Source organism: Azospirillum sp. FG154, from assembly GCF_057809575.1.
In genome coordinates this window covers 31,011-52,539 of sequence record NZ_JBMDKF010000012.1, presented here as the reverse complement: position 1 = coordinate 52,539, position 21,529 = coordinate 31,011, and the positions used below count along the sequence as shown (strand labels likewise).

The window sequence follows — 21,529 nt, the reverse complement described above, 5'->3', positions numbered from 1 at the left end:
TATTTCAAATTTTAGCGCAATCAAAATAACGCTAAAATCCATTACAATATTTTACTGGTGCGTTAAACCTTTTCTAAGACGCCCGATAAATTAATTGGTTCAATTTTAAAATTGCAATAATATCACCCACCATCATGAACTACCAAACATTTTACTTGCTTGCTCTGTTATGCGGAGCGGCAATGCTTTCTCACTAAACCCTCCTAAAATTCCAATAATAATGGCCGCTTCAATATTATCTTTAAACGCACTTGCCTTGATACTTCCAAGCTGCACGTCTATAACTTGGAGAGATAGCAAAAATCCAAAAGAAATAATGAGAAGACCAACAAAAATTAATCTATTAAAAGGATTCCAACTGCTTTGCTCCAGAAAACTCAAATCCTCAAATGAAATTTTGATTTTTTTTGCACTAAAAGACAACCAAACCCCTATTATACTACCGCTCCAAAGCATGCTATAGCCCCTTGCGTCAGGAACATATGGCTTAATAAGGAAAATTTCCAAGCCAACACCTAATAAGAACAGAAAAATCCCTATAATCCCGAGTTGATTAAGGTACCGATTTCTAATAAACTCCGACTCTCTAACTACAATATCATTTCGCAACCCAGCCAGAGCGCGCGCAGATATCTTTGTCTGCGGCGTTTCCCCAACCAAACCAGCCTGGGCAAGGGCCAAAAGAGAACGAAAATATTCCTCAAATTTATCATCACTCTTCGGAAAAATTATTTTAATTTCCGTCAAGGTGCTCTCTATAGAATTCCGCAACTCATCTTGGTCATCAGGAATGTCTCCATCAAATTTCGGATTTTTCTGAAAACAAATATCCCGTTCGTCTTCCTTGTTTTTACTAACATAAAAAGCCCCTCTAACTCTTACAGAGGATGCCGACTCTGTCGAACCTGGCGAAACCTCACCCAAAGGTTGGTCCACATTTTGATGTTCAGTCGATGTTCCGCCAGATTCCATAATCATTCCCACCTAAATAGGCACTGATTTTACCTTCGCCCACAAGTCGGACACGCACCTTCCGTGGGGTTAAAGCTCGATGACCTTCTTATATATCCACTTTCTCCCAAAATTACATTTCCACGATTACTCTTCATATTAATTAGGATTGCCCTCAATTCACTAAGCAGAACGTCTTCATCCTGCGTTCTGGCTTTTTTTTCCAAAACCCCAATTACCCTTCTGATGCTATCAATCACTCATCCCTCCACACGAATCAATTAATCAGGAAAAAAATTGTAACATACGCCCATTAAAATCTCCACAGAACAAAATTAGCAAAACCTACAATCATCAAATTCATACTATAGTATGCTAAATTCGCCGAACAACAAAATGATTTATCGTTAAAGGCTGTTTGACAACTGGTTATGAGCGCGGTCCGCAGTGTGCCGCGATGGAGAATTGGCCAAAAAAATCTGATATTAAAGGCATCTCCAAAATATTATTTGAGATATTTTAAATAAACATCAATTGATATCGAAATAAAAATTTGGATTTTTTAGTTAACTCTATGGCAATGCATTGACGCCATTCCTATTGATGACTATTTTTCTTGTATCCCTCTCTACCGCAACAACTCCCGCATCGCGCCGTCCAGACCCTCCAGCGTCAGGGGGAACATGCGGTTGTTCATCAGGCGTTGCAGGATGCGGGTGCTTTCCGAATAGTCCCAATAGTGGCGCGGGGTTGGGTTCAGCCACACCGCCTTGCCGTAGACCGACAGCAGGCGCTGCATCCACACCTGCCCGGCCTCCTCGTTCCAATGCTCGACGCTGCCGCCGGGATAGACGAGTTCATAGGGGGACATGGCGGCGTCGCCGACGAAGACCAGCTTGTAATCCGCCGGGTAGGTGTGCAGGACGTCGAAGGTCGGGGTGCGTTCCACATGGCGGCGGGCGTTGTCGCGCCAGACGCCTTCATAGACGCAATTGTGGAAATAGAAATGCTCCAGGTGCTTGAACTCGCCGCGCGCGGCTGAGAACAGCTCCTCAACCAAGAGGATGTGGTCGTCCATGGAGCCGCCGATGTCGAGGAACAGCAGGACTTTCACCGCATTGTGCCGCTCCGCCACCATTTTCATGTCGAGCCAACCGGCGTTGGCGGCGGTGGCGCGGATGGTGCCGGGCAAATCCAACTCGCTGGCCGCGCCGGTGCGGGCGAATTTGCGCAGGCGGCGCAGGGCGACCTTGATGTTGCGCGTGCCGATCTCCACCCCATCGTCGAGGTTTTTGAACTCGCGCTTGTCCCACACCTTGACCGCGCGGCGGTGGCGGCTTTCGTGCTGACCGATGCGCACGCCCTCCGGGTTGTAGCCATAAGCGCCGAAGGGGGAGGTTCCGGCGGTACCGATCCATTTCGATCCGCCCTGGTGCCGCCCCTTCTGATCGGCCAGCCGTTGGGCCAGCGTTTCCATCAGCGTGTCCCAGCCGCCCAGCGCCTGGACTTGGGCCTTTTCCTCGTCGGTCAGGAAGCGTTCGGCCAGCTTGCGCAGCCACTCTTCGGGGATGTCGGCGACGGGGACCGCGTCGGCGCCGTCCGCCGCCGCGTCGGCCAACCCGTGGAAGGTCGCGCCGAACACGCGGTCGAAGCGGTCCAGATTGCGCTCGTCCTTCACCAAACAGGCCCGGCTGAGGTAATAGAACTCTTCGACGCGGAAGGACGCGACGCCGCGCTTCATGGCCTCCATGAGCGTCAGGTACTCCGTCAACGACGCCGGCACGCCGGCCTTGCGCAGATCGAAGAAGAAACGGGTGAACATCGGCGGTCCTTCGCGCGGGGCAACGGGCGAAGCGTAGCGCCGAAACGGAAAGAACGCCATGAGCCTGCATCAGCCCCAACAGGGCACGTCTCTGTTGGATTTCGCCCGCGCCCTGGATTTCGCGGCGCACAAGCACATCGACCAGCGCCGCAAGGGCGTGCGCGCCGAACCCTACGTCAACCATCTGTCCGAAGTGGCCCTGCTGGTCGCCGAGGCGACGGAGGGCAAGGACGCGGTGTCGGTCATCGCCGCCCTGCTGCACGACACGCTGGAGGACACCGACGCCAGCTATGAGGAAATCGAACGGCTGTTCGGCGAGGAGGTGGTGCGCGTGGTCGCCGAAACCACCGACGACAAGCGCATGTCGAAGGCCGAACGCAAACAGCACCAGATCGACGCCGCGCCCACCGCGTCCAACCGGGCCAAGCTGGTGAAGCTGGCCGACAAGGTGTCGAATTTGCGCTCCATGGCCGCCAGCCCGCCCGCCGATTGGCCGCTGTCGCGCAAGGTCGAGTATTTTGAATGGGCCTTCGCCGTCGTCAAAGGGCTGCGCGGCGTCAACCCCCGGCTGGAGACTCTGTTCGACCGCGCCTATCACGACGGTCTGGCCGAGTTGCGCGGCGAAGGGGTGTGAGGGCCGGGGGGAACGGGGAATTTCGCCAGCGATTGACATCGCGCAATGCGGCTCCATCACGGAACGCTTATGGAGAAGGGACCACGCTGCTGATGAACGCCGTCATCGCGACGGTCGAGGATGCCCGCCATGTCCCTGTCCCCCGACACGCTCCCCAAAGACGCTCTGGCAAAACACGCCGATCCCCTGCCCCGCTCCGCCTCCGACGTGCCGCACGGCGCGCCGCAGGAGGAGCCGGATCGGCATTGGTTCATCGACCGGGCCAAGGTCTACGCCGCCGACGTGCGGGGAACCTACCGCCGCCTGAAATGGGCGGCGCTGGTCGTTCTGCTGGCGATCTATTACGTCACCCCCTGGATTCGTTGGGAGCGTGGTCCCGGCATTCCCGATCAGGCGGTGCTGCTCGACATGGTCGGGCGGCGGGCTTATTTCCTGTGGATCGAGATTTGGCCGCAGGAAATTTATTACCTGACCGGCCTGCTCATCATCGGCTGCTTCGGCATCTTCTTCGCCACCACCCTGTTTGGCCGGGTCTGGTGCGGCTACGCCTGCCCGCAAACGGTGTGGAGCGACCTGTTCATGTGGGTCGAGCGCAAGATCGAAGGGCCGCGCACCCAACGCATCCGCCTGGACAAAGCGTCGATGACCGGGGCCAAGCTGGCGAAAAAGGCGCTGAAGCACGCCGTTTGGCTGTTCATCGCGGTGATGACCGGCGGAGCCTGGATCTTTTACTTCAACGACGCGCCGACGCTGGTGCGCGAGATCGCCTCCGGCGAGGTTGGGACCGGCGTTCTGCTGTTCGCCGGGCTGTTCAGCTTCACCACCTATTTCTTCGCCGGTTGGGCGCGCGAGCAGATTTGCATCTATGTCTGCCCGTGGCGCAGCTATCAATCGGCGATGGTCGATGAGGACACCTTCCTCGTCACCTACGAGGATTGGCGCGGCGAGGGCCGCGCGCCGCTGCGCAAGTCGCAAAGCTGGGACGACCGCGCGGCGGCGGGCCTGGGCGACTGCATCGACTGCAAACAATGCGTCTTCGTCTGCCCGACCGGCACCGACATCCGCAACGGCCAACAGATTTCTTGCATCGGCTGCGGCCTGTGCGTGGACGCCTGCAACGACGTGATGGCGCAGATCGGGCGGCCCGGCAATCTCATCCAGTTCGACACCCAATCCAACCAGATCGCCAAGATCGACGGCTCGACCGAGCGGGTGCGGTTGATCCGCCCGCGCACCATCATCTACTCGCTCATCATGCTGACGGTCGGTTGCGCCATGGTGATCGCGCTGTATCTGCGCCCGACGCTGGACGTCAGCGTCCTGCGCGACCGCGCGCCGCTGTTCGTCGCCCTGTCCGACGGGCAGATACAGAACGCCTACACCATCAAGATCCTGAACAAGACGACGATCCGCCGCGCCTACGCCGTGTCGCTGGACGGCCTGCCCGGCGCGGCCCTGTCGGCGGCCGGCGAGGCGACGGCCACCGACGGCGGTTCCGCGTTGATCTTGAGCGCCGACGCCGATCAGGTCGCGACCTACCGCGTGTTTGTGAAGGCTCCCTCCAGCGCGGTGAAATCCGGCTCCACCGACGTGGTGGTTCTCGCCAAAGACCAGGGCAGCGGCGAAATCGGCAAGCACCCCAGCGTGTTCATCGCGCCGTAAAGCGGATGAGAGGGCGGCGGCGTCCGTGATGGGGCGTCGCCGTCTTTTGTTTGGACGGAACGCAGCGGATTCGTTTTGGGGTTTGACACCGATGAACACAGATGAACACCGATAAAATAAGACAATGAATTTTCCGTGGCTCCGTTCTTATCCAGAGGGATGTCCCTGAACCACGCTCATCTCTTTTTGTTCATCTGGGGGTCACTGCACGAAAGCGCATAGATTGTCCGGGATGCAGAAACGCGCCGTGAGCGTAGGCTTGGCCGGGCTTAGCTCCTTTTCGCGACAGCGCCAGGGCGAACACAGACGGTCATTTTTGGCGCTGACCCGGCGAATCCATGTTGGGTTTTGCACCATCATCGTTCGGGAAAAGGACGCGGCGGCGCAGAGTGTCCCGGAACATGGAGTCTCGCGACTCCTGCGGGGGGCCTTCCTCCGCGTCGGCGCTCTCGCCCCATGGCGCCCCGCCGCTCCGCTTGGGGCGACCAAGGGGCAAGCCCGCCGCCGCCTCCCCCTGGCTGGCCTGTCACGCCTGAACTCGGGCGCACCGAAAGCCGATGAAGTCGAAGCGGTCATCCGGGAGGGACCAAAAACGGCACGCGGCGCGGGCGAGCCGCGCGTAGTTGAACCAGGACCCGCCGCGAAGGACGCGCTCGGCGACGGCGCTCTCCGGGCCGCGTGGGTCGGTTTCGGGCCGGGCCGTGTAATCCCTCATCCCATCGGCGCACAATTCAAACACATTTCCCACCATGTCGTGCAGCCCCCAGGGATTCGGGCGCTTGTGTCCAACCGGGCGCGTCCCCGCCCTCTCATGCCGGTGCTGTTTCTCCGGCCAGACCGTGCTGTCCACGCCATGGTCAAGCTCGAAGCCGACGCCGCTGTTTCCGCTATACCAAGCGATGGGATCCAGCGCTGGGGCGTTGTTCTCGCCCAGGATCGCGATGGCGCCGCTGTACAGCGCCGTTTCCGTCCCCGCCCGGCAGGCGTGCTCCCATTGCGCCTCCGTCGGCAACGCCAGATCCAGACCCGGAACCCGCGCGTTGATTCGGGTCAGAAACTCCTGAACGTCGTTCCAACTCACCGTCTCCACCGGCCGGTCGGACGATTTGAATTTGCTCGGATTCCGCCCCATCACCGCCTGCCACAGCGCTTGCGTGCAGGGCGTGTCGAACAGCCAATAGCCCCGGCTGATCGTCACCAAATGCTGTGGGCCTTCATCGCCGTCGCGGCCCGGCTCATCGTCGGGCGATCCCATCAGGAAACGGCCCGGCGGGATCCAGCGCAGACGCTGGCTGACGTCCGCCACCGTGACGGCGACGAAGACGCCGTAACGGTCCTGCCCCCATTCGCTCGCCCAATCCGGCGGGTTGCCGTCGGCCAGGGGATGCCAGCCTTTGTCAATGACCGTCGTCATGGCGCGACGCCCGGACAGGAACGCGACCAACCGGCGCGCCTTCGCCGGGCGTCCCCCCGGACGACCCGCGCCTCGGCGGCCTCGTCGCCGCCATGGACCGGGATGGTGAAGAAACGAAGCTGCATGGCTGGTCATCCGTCAGCAAACAATCCGGCGGTTTTGCCGCGACCCCTGCGGGGGGCCTTGATCCTCTCGTCGTCCCGCGACGGCGCTCTCGCCCCATGGCAGCCCGGCGCTCCGCTTGGGACGGCCAAGGGGCAAGCCCGCCGCCGCTTCCCCCTGGCTGGCCTGTCACGCCTGAACTCGGGCGCACCGAAAGCCGAGGCCGACACTGCGGCCATCCGGGGGGCGCCGAAAGCGGGACGCGGCGCGGGCATCCTGCGCGTCGCGGCCCCAGGACCCGCCGCGAAGGACGCGCTCTGCGCCGACGCTCTCCGGGCCGCGCGGGTCGGTCTCCGGCTGTGCCGTGTAATCCCTCCTCCCATCGGCGCACCATTCCCACAGATTGCCGTGCATCTCGTGCAGTCCCCAGGGGTTAGGCGGCAGACTCCCCACCGGAACCGTCCGTTCCCGATTCAGCCCTTTGGCGCCGCCCGCATAAGGATGATTCCCGTCGTAATTCACCTGCTCCGGCGTGATCGTCGCGCCAAAGCTGAAGGGCGTCGTCGTACCCGCCCGGCAGGCGTGCTCCCATTGCGCCTCCGTCGGCAGGCTCAGCTCAAGACCCGGAAACCGCGCGTTGATCCGGCTCAGGAAGCCCTGAACGTCCCGCCAACTGACGCGGTCCACCGGAAGGCGGTCGTCGTCCCTGAAGCGGCTAGGGTTCTCGCCCATCACCGCCCGCCACAGCGCTTGCGGACAGGCGGTGTCGAACAGCCAATAGCCCCGGCTCAACGTCACCGCGTGCTGCGGGCCTTCGTTGTCAAAACGCTCCGGCTCATCTTCCGGCGATCCCATCAGGAAACGGCCCGGAGGAATCCAGCGCAGGCGCTGGGTGACGGGGGCGCCGCCGCCCTTCGGTTCCACCATGATCGCCGTCCACAGGCCGAAACGGTCGCGGCCCAGCGCGTCGGCCCACGCGGGCCGGGTGATTCGTTCGACCCGCAACTCTTCGCGATCCGTACGGATGCGGAAGGCCGGAGCCTGGGGCAGCGGGCAACGGTCGCCGCCGCCAGTCCCAAACGCCACGCGCAGGACCGCTCCGCCCGACGGCCCCGGCGTTCCCCGGCGCTCCGCCAGCCGGGGCAACGCCGGGGCCGTCGGCTCCGCCGCGTCCTCCGGGCTGGCCTGAACTCGGGCGCACCGAAAGCCGAAGTCGCCGCTGCGGCCAACCGGGAGGTTCCAAAAGCGGCACGCGGCGCGGGCGTACCACGCGACGTCGTCCCAGGACCCGCCGCGAAGGACGCGCTCGGTGACGGCGCTCTCCGGGCCACGCGGGTCGGTCTCCGGCTGTGCCGTGTAATCCCTCCTCCCATCGGCGCACCATTCCCACAGATTGCCGTGCATCTCGTGCAGTCCCCAGGGGTTGGGCGGCAGGCTCCCCACCGGAACCGTCCGTTCCCGATTCAGCCCCTCGGCGCCGCCGACATACGGACGGTTGCCGTCGTAATTCACCTGCTCCGGCGTGATCGTCGCGCCAAAGCTGAAGGGCGTCGCCGTCCCCGCCCGGCAGGCGTGCTCCCATTGCGCCTCCGTCGGCAGGCTCAACGCAAGCCCCGGAACCCGCGCGTTGATCCGGCTCAGGAAGCCCTGAATGTCCCGCCAACTGACGCGGTCCACCGGAAGGCGGTCGTTGTCCCTGAAGTGGCTGGGGTTGTCGCCCATCACCGCCCGCCACAGCGCTTGCGGGCAGGCGGTGTCGAACAGCCAATAGCCCCGGCTCAACGTCACCGCGTGCTGCGGGCCTTCGTTGTCAAAACGCTCCGGCTCATCTTCCGGCGATCCCATCAGGAAACGGCCCGGCGGAATCCAGCGCAGGCGCTGAACAACCCCGTCGATCTTGAAACACGTCCAGGCGCCGAATTCGTCCCACCCCCAATCCAGCGCCCAGGAGGGCGGCGCGCCGGTCGTCCAGAAGGCGTTGCGGGCGGCGGCCTCCGTTATGACGATCAGGCCATCGGCGGTTGAGACACGCGCCAGCGGGCTGCCGTGTGGCGCGGCGTCATCGTCGTCCACCGCCACAAGATCGCCGCCGCTCTGCCGAAGCTGGACGAAACGCGGTGACGCGCCCGGATTGGTGTCGGATTCGGTCATCCGCCACAACCGCTCCATGGCGGCGCCAAGCCGCGTGTCCGCGCCGATGGTTGGGGGGAGCCGGTGAAGCAAGCCGCGCAGCGCATAGACCATTTCCGCGCGCGCCAGCGGATCCCGGATGGTCGGCGCCCAGTGGCTGAGCTGGTCGAAACGGGCCGCCGCCTCCGTCACTTCGGATTCGGGCAGCAGAACGCGGCTGTCCGCCCCAAGGCTGACGACCTCCTCGAACCAGACATCGGCGGACAGCCCGGCCCGCCAACGCCGCAAGGTTTCCAGGCAGGTTTGGCGAATCGCCGGGTCTTCCGTTTCAAATTCCTGGCGCAGGGGCGCGGCGACGTCCGGGTCGAGGGTGGCGGCGACGCTGGAGGCGCTGGTCAGCGCCCCGCTCTGCCAGAAATCAGCCTCCGCCGCCGCGTCGGCGTTGGGCAGAAGGGCGCGGCGGACATCGCGCAACAGGCCGGGTTCCACCCGGATGGCCGGAGACAGCAGGCGCAAAAGCCGATCCGTCGCCGCCTGTTCCGCCGCGATGTCGCGCAGGCCGTTGTCCTGAGCGCGTCGCCCTTCCCATTCCACCAAGCGCCAGACGCGCCGCAACGACGCGGGCCAGCGCGTCGGCGGGCAGGGCGTCAGGGCGACCGGTCGACAACCCACCGCGCGCAGGTGATGGCCGAACTCCAGCCAATGGCGGACAGCGCGCGGATCACGGGCCAAGCTGCCCAAATCGCCGAGCACCAGCACCAGAGAACCCGGCGAGGGCGCGCGATAGGGCTGGGTGAAGCCCGATCCGGCTTGCCAAATCCACGGACGCGAGCCGCCAAAGGACCGCGCCCGTTCAAGGCCGCCCGATGGAAACAGCCCGGCGAGCCACCCGCACACCTGATCCTGATCGTCCCAGAACGGCGTCAACCGGCGGCTGCGGTCGTCGATCACCTGAAGGGTCGCCCCCCACCGCCGCCGCTTCCGCCGTGGCAGCCGATCCAGCTCTTGCGCCTCCGCGACGCGGGGGACGGCGGCGTCGATGTCCAGATCCGCGCCATCGGCCCAGGCCACGGCTTGACCGCGCAGGCGAGGCAACAACCGACGCCAAGATTCCAGCGACGGCCAGGAGGGCGGCCTTGACGGGCGACCGCTCCACGCCACCGGCCCCGGTTGTCGGGGGGCCTTCCGCGTGGCGTCGTCCTCAGCCTTCTCTTCGCCGCTGTCCAGGGCGTCGCGGGCGACGGGTTGCCAGAACGGAACCTCCGGCCATTCCGTCGGCGTGGTTGACGCGGGGTCGATGGGCGGCGTGGCCGGTTCGCCGTGGGACGGGTCGCCCTGCTTGGCCTGGGGGATTGTGGGCGGCGGCGTGGGGCTGGGGTGGTATCCCAGCAGCGCCGCCGCCGCCGCCAACCCCGCCGGGCCACCAGCGACCAAAGCGCGGAGCAGATCGGCGCGTCCACAGGCGGCGGGCATCGGTCAGACGGCTCCCAGGTGCTTTTTCAGGACATAACCCGCGATGTCGTCCATGAGCCTTTCCTGCTCAACCGCGTTGTCGGGCGCCAGTTCCCGCAAGGCGCGGATCAGATCGAGATATTCCGCCTGCCCTGGCGGCGGCGCCCAATGGTTGGCCTTGGCCTGCGCCCGGTCGGTGGCCAATTGATTGGCCGCCTTCAGCAGAACGGTCTCGTCCATCTCTGGAAAGTGCGATCGCCCCCGTTCGACCAGATGGGCGATCAAACCCTCCCTCTCGCGGGGCAGTTCCAGGCACAGAACCAGGCAACGGCGCAGAAAGGCGTCGGGCAGCGCGCGTTCCTCGTTGCTGGTGATGATGACCAAGGGCATGGCCCCGGTCAGCGTCACCGCCCCGCCCTGTCCGGGCGGGGTGAAGGCGCACGCCCCCAGGGCTTCAAGCAGCCCGTTGGGGAATTCCGGTTCGGCCTTGTCGATCTCGTCGATCAGCACCACGCAGCCGGTGGCAGGGTCGTCGCCCTCTTGCCGAGGCGGCGTGGGCGCGCCGTTGGCCGCCGCCCGTTCGGTCGCGCCCGCCCAATCGAAGGCCCACCACAACGGGCCGGGGCACAGATGGTTGGCGACCGCCAGACGATTGCGGACGGTTTGCGGATCCTCCCGCAGGGCGCCGGCCAATTGGGCCTCGGCCAAGCGTTCGACGGCGTCGAAGCGATACAGCAGATCGCGCGCCTCGCTGCGGGCATCGACGACGTGCTGAAGATAGACGCGCCCCAGCGCCTTCGCCGCAGCGCGGGCGAGTTGGCTTTTGCCGACGCCCGGCTCGCCCCGCACCAGCAAAGGCCGCCGGGCCGCCATCGCCGTGTTGATCGCGTCGATGCTGGCCTGATCGAACACATGGACCTGTTCGGGCAGGCCGGGCGGCGTGGTCAGGGGGACCGTGAGGCCGGGGGAGATGGACAGGAAGGTCATGGCGGCGATCCATTTTTTATCTGTAATAAATAAAGCACATGTTCGACAACTGAAGATTCGGCGACCATATCTTCACCATCATTGCTGAGGCGAACCAACTTTAGATGTTTGTATCGTTCAGACAATATCTCTATTGTCTTTGATGTCAGGTCATCATTCCCGATTTTTTTCGATTCGATTGTGTGGTAATATGACTCTCCCAGGTGAAGTGAATTTTCAATGGACTTAAGGGCAGATCTCAGCCGATCGGCTGAACTCCATTCTTCGCCATATTTTCCAGAAAATTGTCCGATTAGATGTTGGTCAAAGGAAGATAAATATGTCCCGTTTAAATCCTCGTAACCTCCTACTGGGGGGTGGTCAATATTCCTTTCCCCTCGTGGAAACCCACTTTTCCCTTTTGGATTTTCGTCTGAGGAGGCGAACTGAACGCTCCTGTTTTCCTCACTGGCAACGCCGATCTCAGCGGTTGTGTGCGTCGTGAACTTGGTTGGTTGATTGGCTGAGGATCCTAAAAAGCGGTCTCCGTGCAATGTCGGGAGGGGCGTTTCCAAAAACACGGGCATGGCTTCAGAAACAACATCCCAGATCACGCGTGGAAATTTCTCTGAATCCCATTTCTTACGCAACTCCACGCAGACACGGCGAAAACCGAACAAGAACGCTTCCAAATCTTTGGAAAGCAAATGATCGACCAGTTCCGAGGGCGACGCGTTGGTTTTCTCAACGGCGCGAACTGCCGCAAACAACCAATCATGCTCCTTGAGCGCATCAATCATCGCGTTGCGGACACGCGTGCGATGCGGGTTGTCCGCCGGGAGTTGGATCGCCTTTTTAAACTCAGGATCGTTGAAGAAATTCCGGCCAGAAACAGCCAGCAGCCGTTCCTGGTTGAACTCTGCCGGGCATTGCACGACAACGCCGACGATGGAGCCATCCACAAACACCGGGCAGCCCGACACGCCTTGCCAGCCACCTGAAAGCGCGGTTGCGCCGACAACATTTATGTCAAATGTGTCATCCGCAGAATGACGTTGAGAGCATGTCCCTTGAAGGGAGGTAGCCTTAGTCTTGAGCTTATCCTTATCCTTTTTGTAGCCGCATCTGGCGAATCCAAGACTGTTCCAAGGATGATGGGACTGCGGCTCCCAGATTCTGAGGCGTCCATGCTTGTTTTTAAGCCCGTCAGGGGCATCCCAGGCCAGAACGGCGACGTCCAGACCTGTGTCTTCCCAGACGATCTTCGCTTCGCGCCATTCCCGGGCCGGGCCGTTTTGGTTGTGCCAGCGGACTTGAATCCCGGCGCTTGCCCCCGCGCCCAAGACGTGCCTCGCGGTCAAAATACGCCCTGGCCCAACCGGATAGCCGGTTCCAATCTTCTGAAACTCGCCTTTTCTGTTCGCCTCAGTGTAAATCTCGATCAAAAGCTCTGGATCCAGTGACATGGGCGGCCCTCAACCCGCGCGTGATTGTTCGGCTTATTCTGGGCGGCCTGAAACCGGCGCGCTCACCTGCCTGTTCACCGGCTTGCCATCCTTATCGGCAATCTTCAGCGACAGCTTCACGCGATGGGTGGCCGTCCCCCCCGCTTTCCCGCCCAGCTTTCCACCCATCCCCAAGACCTGGAAGCTGAGTTCGCCATTGCCGCCGACCTCACAGGCGACCGCAAGTTCAAGGTCGATGGCGTCCACCGAAAACCTGAGATCCTCCCCCTCACCTTGCGTGATCGCCTCGGCAAGCTCTTCCCGAAGAGCTTTGATCGCACGCGTCAAACCGACCTTCTTCATGCTGCTCTCACCGCCATAGGAATAAGAATATCCATTACATCTAACATGTTTTTTATGTTTCCGGCTATTTTCCACTACCCTTTGGCGGTCGTTCTGACGCTGGCGCCCCCATCCCGTTTGTACTGGCTTGCAGTTTCGCCTTACCGACGTGACGCAATCTTGATGGTGCCGCCCCCTCCGCGTCGGCGCTCTCGCCCTATCCGCTCCGCTTTGGGGCGGGACAAGCCCGCCGCCGCTTCCCCCTAACTGGCCTGTCACGCCTGAACTCGGGCGCGCCGAAAACCGAAGTGGACGTCGCGGGGAACCGGGCGGCGCCGATCACGGGACGCGGCGCGGGCGTACCGCGCGACGTTGCTCCAGGACCCGCCGCTCGATGTGGCCGAGCTGATCTGATCGGGCAGCCGGATAAGGGAAGACGCCGGAAACGGACGCAGGTCCGCCGACATAACGACGGCGCATTCGCCTGACGCCCGATATATGGTGGCGAGGTCCACCCACCGCCAAATTCAGGTTCCTGGTGGTTTGAAAACCTCGGCGCCAGGGGCGCCCGGCGGCGTGAACTCGATGGCCGAACGCGCGGCGGGGAACCCTGGGTTCCTACAAGCGAATCCTCCGCGACCACCTTCACGCCCGCACATTGGCCGGTCAGCAGGCCGAAGCCGCCATCGGCGGTCGATCTTCTCAACCGGATGATCGCTCAAACACGCCCGAACTCCGTCCGCAGCGCCTGACCGAAGGACGCGGTGGGCTTCGGCGCCTCAGCGCTCCCCTCGCCGCACCAACACCTTGAACAATGGCCACCTCAGAGGCTGACCGATTTTCCACCATCTTGACGGACGCTATAGTCCGGATCAACTCCAGAAACTGGAGAGCCAGAGCCACAAGGCCGACCTGACCTTTTCCCATGGCGTCAGCACGGTCAGTTGAAGCGTCACCCGGTTTATGACGGGGTTCCTGTCGCCATCGCGGATGGTGAGACTGAATGCGAATGTTCCCGCGCGTCGCGGCGTTCCTCCGAGGGTCCAGAACAGCCAGCCATCTTCCGGCGGCGGATTGTGCAGTCCATCGGGAATGTTACCCTCGACCAACTCAGCCAGTCCCGGCATGAGGCCAGCGTGATACTCCTCGTTGACCACGCCATCCGGCAGAACGCACAAGTTCCCGCTTTCACTGCACTGGGCATACCCCTTAAAATAAAATTCAATCTCTTTCCACGTTTTCCGCTGCCTCAAATAGTGGGCTATGGCTTGTGCTGATTTTTGAGGGATGACTTTAACCTTGATCGTCCTTTGTGCGGTTTCGTTTGTTTGATCCTTGACGGCGACTTCGACCGAATGGTCGCCGAGCGCATCGGTCACGCCGGTCAGTTCGCCATCTTCGGTGATGCTCAGCCAGGACGACTGACTGCTCGGCAGGAGATGCCACTGTTTTGCGCCGGTTCCGCCGCTAGCGTAGAGCCTTTCGCGAAAGGGGGCCTCCGCATGGTGGACATAGAGGTCGGAAGCCTGAATGGCCATGGCCGGAGAGATGACCACCGGGATTTGGACGCTTGCGCCGGAGACCCCCCGGGAATCGACGGCCCGGGCCGTCACGGCAAAGACGCCGGGCGTCCGGGGAGTCCCGAAGAGCGTAAGGACGCTCCCGTTTTGTTCGCTGCGAAGCCACTTGGCCGATTCCGGCATGGCCGCCTCGATCCGGTAGGGGGGGGCGCCTCCGGTGGCGCTAAGGGCCAGACGAACGTCGCGCCCAGCGCCTAGCGGACCGAAGGTGGTGGAGACGACGCGGGGGGCGGAAGGTACGGTGTGGATATTGAAGCGGGCATGGTCCTCGCCATCGTCGTTCTTGACGGACACCAGGACCTGAACGACGCCGGGTTGCAGTTGCGTCGGGTCCGACGGAGCCATGATGGCGTCGTTTTCCGCAGAAAGTCCCAACTGCTCGCTTTCAAATTTGATGTCCCAGATCTTCCGTCCACGCCCGCCGACGGCCGCGAAAAGAAACCTCTGATTACTTCGACCAATAATGAATGGAATTTTCGACACCTCCTCCTGCGTCGTGATGATCTTTATTTGATCTTGATCCGGTCGACCGGCCGATACCAGTTGCAAAACCATTGGCGGGGAGGCGCTTTCAACGCCGCGATAATCTTTAATGGAAGCCTTGACAGAGTATTCTCTCATCCTTCGCCCTTGCAATTCTTCCTGCGCAACCTTGCCTTCGATGATGCCGGTTTCGCTGTCCAGCCTGATCCCCTTGGGCAATACGCCTTCGACGCGCCAACTCAGCGGTGGTTCTCCACCAACCGCGGACAGGGCGACGTGATAGCTCAACCCGGCGACCACGTTGGGCATCTGCGTGGTGACGATGCTGGGGGGATGGTAGACAACTGGACGGTCCTTGACCTCGATCAGAAAATAGCTGGTGGTCACCTCATCCCGTTCAGTGACCGATACGGACAGGGAAAGCTGTCCGCGAAATTGGGGAAGCCATGTCAAGACGCCCGTTTTATCGTCGATCTTCACGTCCACGATATCCGTGGGATTCTCGGTTCTGTCCGATTTGAAGCTCGCCTTGACGCTCCAACGCCGGTCAGCGACCTTCTCCGTCTCGTTGAAACGGTACACATACCGCTCCATCACATGGGCGGGAGGCAGCCGCACCGCCTGCGCCTTCGATGGCTGGATGGCCAGCGGAGGCCACAATTCCAACGCAAGGCTGCGTCGGCTGGGGGCAAGGTCGATCCACGGGGTGGCGTTTTGGGATGGCTCCCCAGTGGCGTTGCGGACCTCCACGTCGAAGCAGTAGCGTTGCGGCAACTCCAGAGGCCGATCCTTCTTCGCCGACGCGGCCTTCGGGACGCCGACCAGACGACCGTCCTCCGTCAAGGACACACCTTCGGGGAGCCCGGTTATTCCGGTAGCCCTGCCACATTTTGTTCTGTCTTCCGGTTCGGCGATCATCCGCCACAGGTAGGAACCGGTTCCACCACGCGCCGAGAAAGCAAAAAGAGTCGGCACACCGATGTGGAGCGCCGGAACGTTCTCCGTCACGATGTCCAGTGGCTGCGGGATGATCGGATCGAATTCAGAATCCTGAATGTTTGTAGTCAAGAGTATAAAAATAATAGCTCCAAGCGCGCAGGCAAAAACGTCGACAAAAGACATCGTAATGCCTGAATGTCCCTTTCCTAGGCGCATCCCCAAATCCTTTCGGTGCGTTTATTCGATATTTCCGCCTGATTTTCTTTCTATTATTATGCTTTTATCTATCACATCATGAACAATCCATTTTTCAACAGAAGCTAGAAATTTTCCGGCATTGCTCTCAACCAGTCCGTTGCTCAACACGATCAGGACGGTTGCCAGCAGTGCGACAAAAGTTGCGTCAAATGCAATGCCAAGCTGTGTGGTGGTCGACGAGACATGATATGTCGAAGCTCGCTCTGAAAAGGCCGCAATTCCTCTTGAGATTCCAAGAACGGTTCCCAAGAAGCCGATCGAGGGTATTGCCCAGAAAATGGCTCTTGGCCATACCATCTGATGGTCAAATTTTTCTTTCTGATATTCAATTATCAGCTTCATTCGGCCTATGGCAAAATTGTAATCCCTGGTAATTTCCAGCATATTGATAATGCTGTATACGTCACTCCAAAAAATTTTATTTTCATGATTACTCTCTTTTGTCATTTCTTCATTGATCGTTTTTTTGACTGCATCAAACAAATACTCGACATCGGAACGGTCGGAAGCACTGGATGATCCGGGGTTGGGTTCGCCTCCCCATACCGTTATGGGAAGCTTGTGACGTGCGCGCTCCAGAGAGCCGTGCAGTTCAATGGCCCTCTTGTGAGTAATGTATGATTGGCGGAGGGCAATTCCGAAAAGAGTGAGAGAAACAAAATTGAACGGCCATCCCTCAAGATGCATGGACCATGGCAGGCCAATTGACTTTTCGATGACCCTAAAGCTCACGATCAGCCAAATTATGACCAGAGCGCCAAACAAAGCAATGTCTGGCCAAAATTTTCTGGATAGATTGATGAAGAATAGAGACATTCTAATTGTATAGACGCTTATGACCTTGATAAGTTTCTTCAAAACTTCGCCCTCCCACATATAATTATAAAATCAGAACGCCTTTGTCCAAATCATCGATTTGAGATACTTAGGCATATAGAATATGTCGATTTGCCTCCATCAAGCGGATGATTTGCGATCATCGGCTTTATATGCAAAAAAGAAATTTACACATGGTTTTATCAATCCTCAATGTCTTTTTCTGAATCAGTGTGTTTATTTTAGGGAAATTTTGCGATTTTATAACGTATAAGATGTTTCCTGTCCGATTTTTCGCGGGGCGGCGTATGAGGGTGACATGTTGATCTCCCGAAAAAAAGGGGGCGCCTGATGCATCACGTGGTCAGCCGATGGATCCTTTCCAGCCGTTCCCTTTGGGTCGTGGTCGTGATGCTGGCTGTCGCGCCCTTCGCAGCGCTCGGGGTGGCGAGGGGGGATGACGATCCGGTTGCGCTTGATGCGCTGCCTTCCATGAATTCCGATGAGCGGCTCGCTTTTCTCCGTCAGATGGCCGGCAAAGGTCTGCGGACGCCAGAGGCGGTCCCGATGCTCGTCCGGCTTCTCTTCGGCGAAGTCGCGCCGGACGACGCCCGGGTGCGGAGCCGCGCGGGGGAAGAACTGGTTGCGATCGGCAGGAGCGCCGTGCCACCGCTGCTGAGCCGCTTTCCCGCCGAACCCGTCGTTCCCCTGCTGGGCCGGTTCCGGCCAGCGCCGATCGCCGAGATGCTGTTCCGTTTGCGGACCGCCGACGCCGCATCCAGGCTGGCCGCCGTGCAGGTCCTGGCCGTGATCGGTCCGGACGCCGAAGACGCGGCATCGCCGCTTGCCGAGATCATCCGGAACGACCAAGAGCCGCAAGAACTGCGCCGGGAGGCTCTGCGGACGCTGGGGCAGATCGGTTCGGGAGCGAAGGTCGCGGTCCGCTACCTGGCTCTGCTGCTTGCCGAAGATCCGAACAGCGAGATCCGATCCTTCGCCGCAAGGGCTCTCGGCAGCATGGGCATCAACGCCCGGGAGGAATTGAAGACGCTCATTGGCGCGCTCAAGGACGTCAACCCAGCGGTGAGACAGGCGGCGGCGGCGGTTTTGCAGGGGCTTGGGCAGGACGCTTGGTCAGCGGCGCCGGCGCTCGCGGACATGTTCCGGGATCATGTCGATCAGCCGACCCGGCAGGCCGCCTTGCGCGCCATCATCGTAATCGACCCCGCCGCCGGTTCTTCCACCATCGCCCAGGGCATACGGGAGGTGGAGGACGGCGCCCGCCTGCCATTGCTGGACCACCTTTACCGATATGCCAGCCCTCTGGATGGCCGTTGGGATGATGAACTGATGGTCGCCATCATCGCGACTCTGACCGACGAGCAGGCGCCGGTCAGGGCAAAGGCAGCCGAGTTGATTGGCCGTTTTCCGAAGGCGCCGAGGACGGTCGACGCGCTGCTGGCCGCTCTCGGCGACGGAAACGCCGATGTCCGGCGCTTAGCCGCCCAAGGCCTCGGCAACGTTCAGGCCGAAGCCGACCGGATCGTTCCCGCTCTCCTGGAAACGGCGAGGGACCGGACGACATCGGTCCGCTCCGCGTCGCTGGTTGCCCTGTCGAGAGTGGGACGGGAAGATCCGGTCGTCGAGGCCCGGCTGATCGAGGCGATCCAGAGCGACCTCAGCGACGACGTGCGGCACGCGACCCTGAACGCGGTCGGCGCCTATCTCGCCTCCTCCGCCATGAAGGGCGAAACGCCGTTGAGGCCGCTGGTCGCCGACATCGTCCTTCGTCCGGATGAAAGCGAATCCATCCGAACGGCGGCGGCATCCGCCCTGTTGTCCTCCCACGGCGCGGACAGGTCGAGAATATCCGGCCTGCTTGAGATCGCGAATGGCGAGGCGAAGCTGTCCGCCCCCCTCCTCCAGGCGGTTCTCTCGGCCTTGCGGCCCTTCGCCAAAAGCGATCCCCGGGTTGCCGCCGTCGCAGTCCGGCTGGCCGATCAGGCGAATCCCCAGACAGCAGCCGTCGCCTTCGGCATGCTGGCGGAGACGTCCGATGCGGACTACGCCAGCGCCCTTCCGCGAATCCTGGACGGGATGAACGCGTCTTCGCCGACCGTGCAGACCGCAGCGGCAGGTGCGTTGCGCTTTAGGCCGAATGCCCCGGTTCCCCCGGAGGTTCGCGAGGGTATCCTCCGGTTTCTCAATCACGACCTTCCGGCGCCGCGTCGTGCCGCCGTGCAGTTTCTGGCCTCCGCTTCGCCCGACGCCGATCAGGTGGCCCTTCTCGTGCCCAAATTCGCCGATCCGGATCCGGCGATACAATCCATGTTGAATGACTGGCTCGGTCGATGGATGTCAGCCAAGGTCGCCGGGATGTCGGCGGTCGGCGACGTTCTGCTGAAGCACAGGGCCTCAGCAAATCCATCGGTCCGCCTTGCGTCGGTCATCCTTCTGGCCAGTATCGGATATTTCGACACAGCATCCTACGACCTCCTCAGCGCGACCGTTTCGGGAAATGGGGAAAATCTTTCCAAGCTCTCACTGACGGCGGCGGCGCTCGCCGTTTCGCGCGGCGAGGTCCGGGCATTGCCGCTGCTGGTCAACGGCCTTGCCAGCCCCAATTCGGTGACGCGACAGGTGACCTTGAGCGTATTGTCCGGTCATCCAAGCCTTTTTGGTGGTCAGAGTGATCGCAACCACATCAATTCCATTGTCGCGAATCTTTCAAAGCATCTGGATCCGGAATTTCGCAGAAAACTGACAAAGAAATTAATGAATTCAAAATACATTGAGAGGTCTCTTGAGGATCGTATCCGATCTCTTCTGAAATCGGAAGACGGCGCCGTCCGTGACGCTGCCCTAAAACTGTGCTTAGATTTAGGATTTTACTCAAAGAATATCTTGAATGACGTCATTGAGATTGCCGACATGCGTCAACCGGGAACGCGGCGGCAAGTCCTGGAGTTTTTGCTCTATTGGCCGGATGATCCGCGAACGATCGATCTGCTCTTGCAAGGCATGACCGATCCCGACCCGACCGTCCGCGCCGCATCTACGGATTACGATTATCAAGGTACGGAACGTTTCGATCAGTATGTTCAGGCCCTGATCGAGCGCCTGTCCGATTCCAGCCCGAACGTCGTCGAAAGCGCGGCAAGACGCCTTGAAGCGATTGCTCCGCCTTTCGACCGTGTCGATGAAGCGTTGACGTCGGCCTGGAATCGGGCGGAAAGGCGCACCCGCGCCGTACTGTTCAGGACATTTGCCGCGACCGGCGCGCCTGCCGATCGACTTGCAGAGATGGTGGCCAAAGAGCTGAATGCAAAGGATGGCAATCTTTTGTCGTCGATCCAGGGAACGTATTGGACCGCAAAGCACACATCGCCCAATGTCATTCCGGATCTCTTGGCATTGATGGAAAGTGAGCAGAGCAACATCCGTCATCAGGCGATTCTCGCACTGGGCGTTCTTGGTCCGCGCGCGCGGGAGGCTCTTCCCGCTCTGATGCGGAGCTTGGTAGATGGTGATTCGTTCATCCAAGCCGCAGCGATAACCGCCATCGGCGAGATCGAGACCGATGACGAGGCTGCGGCACGTCTGGCTCTGCCCTATGTCTCCTCTTCCTTTCCCTATCTTCAAGCCGCCGCCCTTGAAGTGTTGGCCAGGCGCCCGGCTGGCGTGCACGATGCCGAAAGCTGGTTGTGGAGCTTTGTCAACAATCCAGCACATCCGGGCTGGCTGTCGGCGATGCAGCTCGCCATTGCAACAGGAATGGAGCAAGCCGACCTTGTCGACCCGATTCTCGCGGCGCTTCGCGGCAACAGGGGCAGGTCGGCGTTGGACGCGCTGGCGATGCTGAACGATGTGACGCCGGACCTGATTGATGAAGTTGTCCGGTTGTTGACGCATCAAAATTCTGGCGTTCAGGTTCGCGCCATCACGACGCTCAACCAGATCGCCGCAAAGGCGCTGGCATCCGGAAACCGGACATTGACGGATAGCCTTGCCAATGCTCTCGCCGAAGCCAAAAGGGCAACCGTCCTGACACCCCAGCGTTTGCCTGGGATCAGGATCCTAGACGCCTTGGTATCGACCCTGCATCAATCCGATTCGAGGCGCGCGTTCATTTCTCAAATGAAAATCGAGATTCAAAGATATTCAATATTTGTGATTATCGGGATGATCTATATAATCTATATGATTATTTGTTTCTTTATCGCCCTTGTCTATCCTCCTGCTTATATTTTTCTGGGAGGCCTTAGTGCATGGGTAAGGGATATCCAGATATCCATCGGCAATTCACATTCCTGGAAGCTTCCTCTCCGGAAGCTGCTGGGGGTGGGATTCCTGGATTGGCACGACGAGGTTGCCCAGGCTTGGACGGTTCGATATTACCGGTCGGTGAGACTTTTCGGTCCACCGAAGTCGGCGACATGGACGATCAAGCTGTCGTTACGGAGAGCATAATGATCGCCTTGACTGTCAAGCGACTGCACATCCCGTAATCTCACGTTGGACGACACAGCGTCA

13 protein-coding genes are annotated in these 21,529 nt (G+C 60.5%); 3 read left to right on the top strand and 10 right to left on the bottom strand.

The window, feature by feature from the left end; genetic code table 11:
- Nucleotides 1-132 precede the first annotated feature (132 nt).
- Both ACODS4_RS15250 and ACODS4_RS15245 read right to left on the bottom strand, forming a co-directional pair.
- Entirely contained in the window at nt 133-972 is an 840-nt protein-coding gene (locus tag ACODS4_RS15250) for a hypothetical protein (protein WP_488865059.1), read from the bottom strand.
- A 607-nt stretch (nt 973-1,579) separates the two neighbouring features.
- On the bottom strand, nt 1,580-2,773 hold the full coding sequence (locus tag ACODS4_RS15245; protein WP_488865057.1) for a vWA domain-containing protein: 1,194 nt from the start codon (nt 2,771-2,773) through the stop codon (nt 1,580-1,582).
- Nucleotides 2,774-2,831: 58 nt separating this feature from the next.
- Between ACODS4_RS15245 and ACODS4_RS15240 the strand changes: the two genes are divergently transcribed.
- The gene (locus ACODS4_RS15240; RefSeq protein ID WP_488865055.1) at nt 2,832-3,407 is read left to right on the top strand and encodes an HD domain-containing protein; all 576 of its coding nucleotides are present in this window, start codon (nt 2,832-2,834) and stop codon (nt 3,405-3,407) included.
- Between the two features lie 129 nt (nt 3,408-3,536).
- Nucleotides 3,537-5,069 (top strand): cytochrome c oxidase accessory protein CcoG, encoded by a 1,533-nt coding sequence (gene ccoG / locus ACODS4_RS15235; protein ID WP_488865053.1) that lies wholly within the window; start codon nt 3,537-3,539, stop codon nt 5,067-5,069.
- Nucleotides 5,070-5,595: 526 nt separating this feature from the next.
- Here the strand turns inward: ccoG and ACODS4_RS15230 are convergent.
- From ACODS4_RS15230 to ACODS4_RS15195, 8 genes are all read right to left on the bottom strand, one after another.
- Complete coding sequence (locus ACODS4_RS15230) at nt 5,596-6,483, bottom strand: formylglycine-generating enzyme family protein (protein WP_488865051.1); 888 nt, start codon at nt 6,481-6,483, stop codon at nt 5,596-5,598.
- Nucleotides 6,480-6,608 carry a hypothetical protein gene (locus ACODS4_RS15225; RefSeq protein WP_488865049.1) on the bottom strand — a complete coding sequence of 43 codons (129 nt, stop codon included), beginning with the start codon at nt 6,606-6,608 and terminating at the stop codon, nt 6,480-6,482. The genes ACODS4_RS15230 and ACODS4_RS15225 overlap by 4 nt, the downstream gene beginning before the upstream one ends.
- A 166-nt stretch (nt 6,609-6,774) precedes the next feature.
- A complete protein-coding gene (locus ACODS4_RS15220) occupies nt 6,775-10,188 on the bottom strand; it encodes an SUMF1/EgtB/PvdO family nonheme iron enzyme (protein ID WP_488865047.1) in 3,414 nt (1,137 codons plus the stop codon).
- Between the two features lie 3 nt (nt 10,189-10,191).
- Nucleotides 10,192-11,154 (bottom strand): AAA family ATPase, encoded by a 963-nt coding sequence (locus ACODS4_RS15215; RefSeq protein ID WP_488865045.1) that lies wholly within the window; start codon nt 11,152-11,154, stop codon nt 10,192-10,194.
- Nucleotides 11,151-12,599: a trypsin-like peptidase domain-containing protein gene (locus ACODS4_RS15210; protein ID WP_488865043.1), complete on the bottom strand. Its 1,449-nt coding sequence runs from the start codon at nt 12,597-12,599 to the stop codon at nt 11,151-11,153. Before ACODS4_RS15210 ends, ACODS4_RS15215 begins: the two co-directional genes overlap by 4 nt.
- A 33-nt stretch (nt 12,600-12,632) precedes the next feature.
- A complete protein-coding gene (locus tag ACODS4_RS15205) occupies nt 12,633-12,941 on the bottom strand; it encodes a trypco2 family protein (RefSeq protein ID WP_488865041.1) in 309 nt (102 codons plus the stop codon).
- A gap of 851 nt (nt 12,942-13,792) precedes the next feature.
- The gene (locus ACODS4_RS15200; RefSeq protein WP_488865039.1) at nt 13,793-16,105 is read right to left on the bottom strand and encodes a hypothetical protein; all 2,313 of its coding nucleotides are present in this window, start codon (nt 16,103-16,105) and stop codon (nt 13,793-13,795) included.
- Nucleotides 16,106-16,159: 54 nt separating this feature from the next.
- Nucleotides 16,160-17,038, bottom strand: coding sequence for a MotA/TolQ/ExbB proton channel family protein (locus ACODS4_RS15195; RefSeq protein WP_488865038.1), 879 nt, complete (start codon nt 17,036-17,038; stop codon nt 16,160-16,162).
- Nucleotides 17,039-17,347: 309 nt separating this feature from the next.
- Here ACODS4_RS15195 and ACODS4_RS15190 point away from each other — a divergent pair, with 309 nt between their 5' ends.
- Complete coding sequence (locus tag ACODS4_RS15190; RefSeq protein ID WP_488865036.1) at nt 17,348-21,466, top strand: HEAT repeat domain-containing protein; 4,119 nt, start codon at nt 17,348-17,350, stop codon at nt 21,464-21,466.
- The last annotated feature ends 63 nt before the right edge of the window (nt 21,467-21,529 follow it).

Excerpts from the sequence above, each read along its gene's own strand:
- ACODS4_RS15210 (WP_488865043.1), bottom strand. The coding sequence starts at position 12,599 with ATGTCACTGGATCCAGAGCTTTTGATCGAGATTTACACTGAGGCGAAC.
- ACODS4_RS15200 (WP_488865039.1), bottom strand. The coding sequence starts at position 16,105 with ATGTCTTTTGTCGACGTTTTTGCCTGCGCGCTTGGAGCTATTATTTTT.
- ccoG (WP_488865053.1), top strand. The coding sequence starts at position 3,537 with ATGTCCCTGTCCCCCGACACGCTCCCCAAAGACGCTCTGGCAAAACAC.
- ACODS4_RS15245 (WP_488865057.1), bottom strand. The coding sequence starts at position 2,773 with ATGTTCACCCGTTTCTTCTTCGATCTGCGCAAGGCCGGCGTGCCGGCG.
- ACODS4_RS15215 (WP_488865045.1), bottom strand. The coding sequence starts at position 11,154 with ATGACCTTCCTGTCCATCTCCCCCGGCCTCACGGTCCCCCTGACCACG.
- ACODS4_RS15205 (WP_488865041.1), bottom strand. The coding sequence starts at position 12,941 with ATGAAGAAGGTCGGTTTGACGCGTGCGATCAAAGCTCTTCGGGAAGAG.
- ACODS4_RS15220 (WP_488865047.1), bottom strand. The coding sequence starts at position 10,188 with ATGCCCGCCGCCTGTGGACGCGCCGATCTGCTCCGCGCTTTGGTCGCT.
- ACODS4_RS15250 (WP_488865059.1), bottom strand. The coding sequence starts at position 972 with ATGGAATCTGGCGGAACATCGACTGAACATCAAAATGTGGACCAACCT.
- ACODS4_RS15230 (WP_488865051.1), bottom strand. The coding sequence starts at position 6,483 with ATGACGACGGTCATTGACAAAGGCTGGCATCCCCTGGCCGACGGCAAC.
- ACODS4_RS15240 (WP_488865055.1), top strand. The coding sequence starts at position 2,832 with ATGAGCCTGCATCAGCCCCAACAGGGCACGTCTCTGTTGGATTTCGCC.
- ACODS4_RS15225 (WP_488865049.1), bottom strand. The coding sequence starts at position 6,608 with ATGCAGCTTCGTTTCTTCACCATCCCGGTCCATGGCGGCGACGAGGCC.
- ACODS4_RS15190 (WP_488865036.1), top strand. The coding sequence starts at position 17,348 with ATGCATCACGTGGTCAGCCGATGGATCCTTTCCAGCCGTTCCCTTTGG.